At 40.1% G+C, this 5,745-nt stretch carries 10 protein-coding genes; 7 read left to right on the top strand and 3 right to left on the bottom strand.

What is annotated here, in order from left to right:
- Positions 1 to 219: DUF1289 domain-containing protein (locus tag CXF78_RS12155; protein ID WP_102036935.1), on the bottom strand; the 219-nt coding region annotated here is incomplete at its 3' end.
- Between the two features lie 193 nt (positions 220 to 412).
- On the opposite strand from CXF78_RS12155, the gene CXF78_RS12150 reads away from it, so the two are divergent.
- The 3 genes from CXF78_RS12150 to CXF78_RS12140 all read left to right on the top strand — a co-directional run bounded on the left by CXF78_RS12150 (position 413) and on the right by CXF78_RS12140 (position 2,587).
- On the top strand, positions 413 to 991 hold the full coding sequence (locus CXF78_RS12150) for a DUF4136 domain-containing protein (protein WP_011636408.1): 579 nt from the start codon (positions 413 to 415) through the stop codon (positions 989 to 991).
- 156 nt (positions 992 to 1,147) lie between these two features.
- Positions 1,148 to 1,792: a DUF2913 family protein gene (locus CXF78_RS12145; RefSeq protein WP_011636407.1), complete on the top strand. Its 645-nt coding sequence runs from the start codon at positions 1,148 to 1,150 to the stop codon at positions 1,790 to 1,792.
- A gap of 51 nt (positions 1,793 to 1,843) precedes the next feature.
- Complete coding sequence (locus CXF78_RS12140; protein ID WP_011636406.1) at positions 1,844 to 2,587, top strand: substrate-binding periplasmic protein; 744 nt, start codon at positions 1,844 to 1,846, stop codon at positions 2,585 to 2,587.
- A gap of 18 nt (positions 2,588 to 2,605) precedes the next feature.
- On the opposite strand, the gene CXF78_RS12135 is transcribed toward CXF78_RS12140, so the two are convergent.
- Positions 2,606 to 3,193 carry a DsrE family protein gene (locus tag CXF78_RS12135; RefSeq protein WP_011636405.1) on the bottom strand — a complete coding sequence of 196 codons (588 nt, stop codon included), beginning with the start codon at positions 3,191 to 3,193 and terminating at the stop codon, positions 2,606 to 2,608.
- 116 nt (positions 3,194 to 3,309) lie between these two features.
- On the opposite strand from CXF78_RS12135, the gene CXF78_RS12130 reads away from it, so the two are divergent.
- From CXF78_RS12130 to CXF78_RS12115, 4 genes are read left to right on the top strand one after another with little or no spacing between them, the layout of a single operon-like run.
- Positions 3,310 to 3,804 (top strand): GNAT family N-acetyltransferase, encoded by a 495-nt coding sequence (locus tag CXF78_RS12130; RefSeq protein WP_011636404.1) that lies wholly within the window; start codon positions 3,310 to 3,312, stop codon positions 3,802 to 3,804.
- A gap of 10 nt (positions 3,805 to 3,814) precedes the next feature.
- Positions 3,815 to 4,165 (top strand): DMT family protein, encoded by a 351-nt coding sequence (locus CXF78_RS12125; protein WP_011636403.1) that lies wholly within the window; start codon positions 3,815 to 3,817, stop codon positions 4,163 to 4,165.
- 15 nt (positions 4,166 to 4,180) lie between these two features.
- Positions 4,181 to 4,435 (top strand): DUF2960 domain-containing protein, encoded by a 255-nt coding sequence (locus tag CXF78_RS12120; protein WP_011636402.1) that lies wholly within the window; start codon positions 4,181 to 4,183, stop codon positions 4,433 to 4,435.
- A gap of 27 nt (positions 4,436 to 4,462) precedes the next feature.
- Entirely contained in the window at positions 4,463 to 4,972 is a 510-nt protein-coding gene (locus tag CXF78_RS12115; protein WP_011636401.1) for an RDD family protein, read from the top strand.
- Between the two features lie 127 nt (positions 4,973 to 5,099).
- Here the strand turns inward: CXF78_RS12115 and lptG are convergent.
- Positions 5,100 to 5,745 (bottom strand): LPS export ABC transporter permease LptG (lptG, locus tag CXF78_RS12110; RefSeq protein WP_102036934.1); only part of this gene is annotated, 646 nt, incomplete at its 5' end.

The following is a 5,745-nucleotide window of genomic DNA, read 5'->3' as shown; positions in this document are numbered from 1 at the left end:
TTGCAACTCCAGCTGCTTAGCTTTATGTAAAGCATATTGACGGCGACGTTTGCGCTGTGTGCACAAACGGATTACATCTTGTTTTTGCAATTCGCTGTAACTCATCCAGTTAAAACGTTCATCACGGCTTCGAAGGCAGCCCATACAATATCCACGACGGTCAGACTGACAAACGCCGATACATGGGCTGGGCACCGCAAAAAAACTTAACTGTTCCATCATTAGAATGCTTAACCTCAGCTAATATTGAATTTGGTACTTAACATCTAAATATACGATATAGTCACTTGTAGCTGAGATTGAAAGCCATCGCTTGCCATATCAACCAAAGCCAGCATTAAACATTGTTATATTAAGGTTATACTAATTGAGCTAATTTTGTACATTATTGCAAGTTAATAAGGAGGGTCTCATGATAAATTTAAGACGTTCAGGCCAAGATTCAACACGTAAATCAGTGTGGACCACGCCTATTTTATTGCTGAGTGGCTTAGTACTACTTGCATCTTGTGCAACAAAACCAAAGCAAGATTATGATGTTAATTATGATTTTTCAGAACTCAAAACATTCAACCAACTCACTGTAAAGCAAACGGATGATCCGTTAACGGCAGATCGCATTAATAATGATATTAAACAAACGTTACTTAACCAAGGTTATGTATTTAAAGCCGATAATGCCGACTTTGTAGTGAACTATGCTTTTGTGACTGAAAACAAAGAAAAAGATTCTGGGCTTTCTATTGGTTTAGGCTCGGGTACATGGGGGTCTGGTGGCGGTATTAGTCTTGGCACCAGTATTGGTATTCCGCTAGGCAGTGACACGGCAAAAACTCAAACCATTCAAATTGATATTATCGATCCCACAGATAAACGCCTCATTTGGCGTGGCAATGGTCAATACCACTTTGATCAAGGTGGTGAAGATAAAGCCAAAGGTATTAATCAAACAGTTGTAGCAATTTTGGCGCAATTTCCACCTAAAAAATAATCGACCATCGTTTAGCCGCAGCTTACTGTTAAGTGAATTGCGGCTTATTCAAATAGAGACTACAGCTCCGTTAAGCGACTAAACACAAATATCTATTTAGCAATTTGCTACTACACGGTAAACTAGCCATCACACTACTTTATTGACCCAGTTGACATGACGACAGAAACATATAACCAAGCTTTATTAACACTTGCGCTAGCTGGAATAGAAGCCATAAACACCTCGGCTTCACAACACAAAGCGGTAAGAACGCCAGCACAAGAAAGCCATTTTTTATGTAACTGGATGGTTGAGTCATTAAAAACAAAACGTTTTTCAAAACTAATGGCCGACGACTTAACGGCTTGGATCCGTCAAGCGCGTAGTCAAGGAGCTGGGGCTCAACTAAAACGACTATTAATCTGTATTGCCGATCAATACCAACAAGCTAACAACAGTGAAATAGCCACAGGTACAGGGCTGAAGAACATGTTGGCAGGGCTCACAGCACAAGAATGGGTAGTGATCACCGATACCGATATTGATGCAAAACTAAAACTCGACAGTGATGGTAAATCCAGTTTAATTATTTCAGCAAAAGATTTTAATCAACACATCGTTGATGAGAAAATTGTAAAACCCATCTCAATGTATATTCGTGGTGATGAAAAGCTGGTGGCTCGTTTAGCGCTAGAACAAGGAATATTACTCAGTCCAGGCAATAAAAAAACCTCATTGATCAAACATCATAAAACTTACGTATTAATGCCAAGCAATTTACACCAGAGTTTATGCTTACTGTGCCTTGATCAATATTAAGTCTTAAAGGTTGATGTAGTATTGAAACAATAGTAAGAATAGGCAAATACCATGAACAAATGCTTTATTGCAATTACCTGCTTTGCGATGTTTTTTTGTGGTCCTACCGTTCAGGCTAATACCGTACTCAAGTACAACGTCAACGCTTCAAGCAGTTGGGTACCCTATTACATTACAGAATCTCCAAAAGAGCCTGGAATATTAGGAGAGTTGGTTCCGTTGCTGCTTGCCAAAGCTGATATTGAAATTGAAAAGCATAACTTCCCGCCGAAAAGAACAAACTATGCACTCGATAATGGCTTATTAGACTTTGACTTTGTAAGCCCTAGTTGGTTTCCTAATGAAGAATTAGGCACACTTTTTGTCCAATCAAACCCAATTATCGCTATCCAAGAAAACATTATTACCTTAGAAAAAAAAGCCAACGATTGGCAAAATATTGATAACATTAAAGGTAAAGAAATAGGCACAGTACGTGGTTATTTGTACCATGATGACGCTGATTTTATTCGAATCGACTTTACTTCCGAACGCGACTTAATAAGAGCACTTTATAAAAATCGCGTTGATGCCGCTATCTCTGGTGATTTACCGGCGTTGTATTGGGCCAAAAAACTTAACACCCCAATTGCCTTTGCTGCTATCCATTCAAAGGGCCACTTAGTTATGCGTCTTCGTAAAGAGCATGTAGCTTTGCTGCCACGCATTAATGCCGCTATAGCAGAACTTGAACTAAATGGTACAACTCAAAGCATTATCGACAAATACACCATGCAAGATATATTTAATCGATAATTCATCAGGACGATTACGTTAAAACGGGTTTACGCTGTAGCCTTCATGCGCTAATACTGCATGTGCAGTTAACGCCGATAACGCCATGGTTACGCCTGGTAATAAGTCTTGCGGATTGATGCCATAATATGCGGCTGTTTGACCACACACATAAAACCTAACTCGATGATTAATCAGCTGTGCAATTAAGTCTTTGTTAACATTCTTTTGTCCTGCATTGAGCTGCTTATAGAAACGATCCTTAGTCATATCATTCGCGGCTTTACCGTGCACAACCATCGCAACAGAAATGTCTTCAAGCTTAACGCCTGCTGCAACGTGCATATTAATAAAGCGCGCCAAGGTATCGATACTACGGTTTAATTCTCCAGGTTTAGATGCGTTCCCCAAATCAAAAGCGACTTTAAACTTCATATCCGCGGGTATCACTAAGCTGCTATTTACTTCAGCGATTTTGCCATAACCTTTAATCACAGGGCCGGGTTTAAATGCTTCAACACCAGCCATTGCAGCAAATGATGAGCCCGCAATTAACATCACCACTGTCGATGTAACCAATGTTGATGTAACAACGCCTTTACTCATTGAATGTAAACTGACTTTCATTAAATTGATATTCCTTATATCTATTTTTTAAGCTTACTCTAGCACAGATAAACGCTTAGGTTTTAGGCTGTTTCTGAGTATAATTATGACTTCGATAAGTATGAAGACTAAATGATATGTCAATCCGCCCAATTACCACTACAGACTGGCCCGCTATTATGGCAATACAAGCGCAATGCTATGTCGAACTCACGCCTGAATCACTAGGTGTCATGCAAAGTAAATGGCAAGCATCACCGACTAGCTGTGTGGTGTTTGAACAACAAGATAATGTGTTGGCCTACGCGCTTGTTCATCCTTGGTTGCAAGGCGATGCTCCGTCACTGGATACTGAGATAAGTGGCCAGATTAATGCCGATAGCTGGTATTTACATGACATGGCCATCTCACCCAGTGCTCAAGGTATGGGCATTGGTAAAAAGTTGTTTAATCATATCGTCAATCAGGCAAAAAATTTGGCGATTAATGGCATTGGGCTGGTGGCAGTGCAAGGTGCGCATACTTACTGGCTGCAACAAGGCTTCAAGCCAAACACCACCTCAGCAAAACTAACAAAGTCACTAGACAGTTATCCTGCTGGTGCATGTTACCTGTATTTATCCTTATCATAAGGTCTTCATCATGCACCCATCAGTCATCACCATCGGTTTATTGTGTCTTAGTAATATCTTCATGACTTTTGCTTGGTATGGTCATTTAAAAACCTTAAATAGCAAACCCTGGATTATCGCGGCTTTAGTGAGCTGGGGGATCGCCTTATTCGAATATTTATTGCAAGTTCCTGCGAATCGTCTTGGTTATACCGTGATGAACGTGGGACAATTAAAGATTCTGCAAGAGGTCATCACCTTATGTGTATTTGTCCCTTTTGCCGTTTGGTATCTCAAAGAGCCCTTAAAACTTGATTATTTGTGGGCAGGCTTATGCCTTTTAGGTGCCGTTTTCTTTATTTTTAAAAGTGAATTACATTAATTTCAGGAGTTCTCCATGGCACGCCAAGTGATTTATACCTTTAAAGGCCAAACCAAAACTATCGCCTTTAGCTATGACGTACATCATGATCTTTATGAAGCAGCTGCTGAAGCTGAAGGGATTGATTTGAAAAAGTTTCTAATCTTAGAAAAACAAATTGCGTTAACGTCCAAAAAAGGCGCTAAAGCAGAGAAAGAATTTCGTAAAACCGAGTTTGCACGTTTTGGTTTTACGAGCATCAAATTTGTTCGTGAAGATGATGAGATTTAATCATTTAGTTTTACGTAAGGGCTCTCTATGTTGAATTCAGATCATGCTAATTTCCCACGAGCGAGTTTTGTTCGACGTTTAGGTGCAATGGCGTATGACTCAATGCTTGCTATTGCCGTTTATATGTTTGCTGGTGCACTAGGTTTTGGTTTTTTCTTTGGTCTGCAGAGCACCGGGCTTATCGCGATGGGTGAGTACGAGCATGTGTCAGACTTACTCAATAACACTCCGCTTTATCATGGTTTGTATCAATTCTGGATAGCCATTTGTGTTGGTGGCTTTTACGCCATTTTTTGGAGCAGAGGTGGACAAACTTTAGGTATGCGAGCTTGGCGACTTAAGGTTCAACACCCTAATGGTCAAAATTTAAGTTTTATTACTGCCTGCGCTCGAGTCATTTGGTCTTTACTGGGTATTGGTAACCTGTGGATTATCATCAATGCCGACAAGTTAGCATTACAAGACATGATGACTCGTTCAGAGGTTGTCGTATTGTCAGTAGAAGCTAATCAAATGCGTAACTGGCATGGTGCATAACGAATCTAGATACCAAACTAACTTGCCTGCAAAACGAATAAAAAAGCATCAAATAAGTAATAAAAATGGCAACCCTTGGGTTGCCATTTTTATATACACTTTCAATATCGACTAAACAAACAATTGGTTATTTCCGAATGTAATACAAAGCTAAGCCAGTAAATAACATGCTGGGAGCAATTGCCCCCACCACCGCTGGCAATTCATATACAATGCTCATTGGGCCAAATATCTCATTACTGATATAAAAGCTAAATCCTGCCACTACGCCAAGCAGAACGCGAGCTCCCATGGTCACAGTACGTAACGGTCCAAATACAAATGATAATGCCACTAGCATCATCACAGCTACCGTTACTGGCTGCATAACCTTGCGCCATAAAGCCAGTTCATAACGACTAGGATCTTGTTGGTTAACCTTTAAGTAATCTAGATAGTCAATTAAGCCACTAATGGATAATGCCTCTGGCTTAACCGATACCACACTCAACTTATCTGGTGTTAACGAAGATTGCCACACATCAGTATCAAGGTGATCACGAATAACGCGGTCATCTTTAACCGTGGTATTCTCAACCACAGATAACTGCCAAACATCATCAACAAATACCGCGGTATTCGCATGTGTCACTCGGGTTAATTCTTGTTGATCGTTAAACTCATATAAACTGATATTACTGAGCGTATTAACGTCTTGAACCTCACCAATATTAACGAATAAGTCACCATCTTTTGCCCAAATACCACGATGAGACTTAATCAAACTGCCACCC

The sequence above is a fragment of the Shewanella sp. 11B5 genome, assembly GCF_002836795.1.
GTDB lineage: Bacteria > Pseudomonadota > Gammaproteobacteria > Enterobacterales > Shewanellaceae > Shewanella > Shewanella frigidimarina.
Note: the sequence above shows the minus strand (reverse complement) of the source record. Positions and strands in the feature narration are given on the sequence as shown.

Coding starts and splice junctions, on each gene's coding strand:
- CXF78_RS12150 (WP_011636408.1), top strand. CDS start 413: ATGATAAATTTAAGACGTTCAGGCCAAGATTCAACACGTAAATCAGTG.
- CXF78_RS12145 (WP_011636407.1), top strand. CDS start 1,148: ATGACGACAGAAACATATAACCAAGCTTTATTAACACTTGCGCTAGCT.
- CXF78_RS12140 (WP_011636406.1), top strand. CDS start 1,844: ATGAACAAATGCTTTATTGCAATTACCTGCTTTGCGATGTTTTTTTGT.
- CXF78_RS12135 (WP_011636405.1), bottom strand. CDS start 3,193: ATGAAAGTCAGTTTACATTCAATGAGTAAAGGCGTTGTTACATCAACA.
- CXF78_RS12130 (WP_011636404.1), top strand. CDS start 3,310: ATGTCAATCCGCCCAATTACCACTACAGACTGGCCCGCTATTATGGCA.
- CXF78_RS12125 (WP_011636403.1), top strand. CDS start 3,815: ATGCACCCATCAGTCATCACCATCGGTTTATTGTGTCTTAGTAATATC.
- CXF78_RS12120 (WP_011636402.1), top strand. CDS start 4,181: ATGGCACGCCAAGTGATTTATACCTTTAAAGGCCAAACCAAAACTATC.
- CXF78_RS12115 (WP_011636401.1), top strand. CDS start 4,463: ATGTTGAATTCAGATCATGCTAATTTCCCACGAGCGAGTTTTGTTCGA.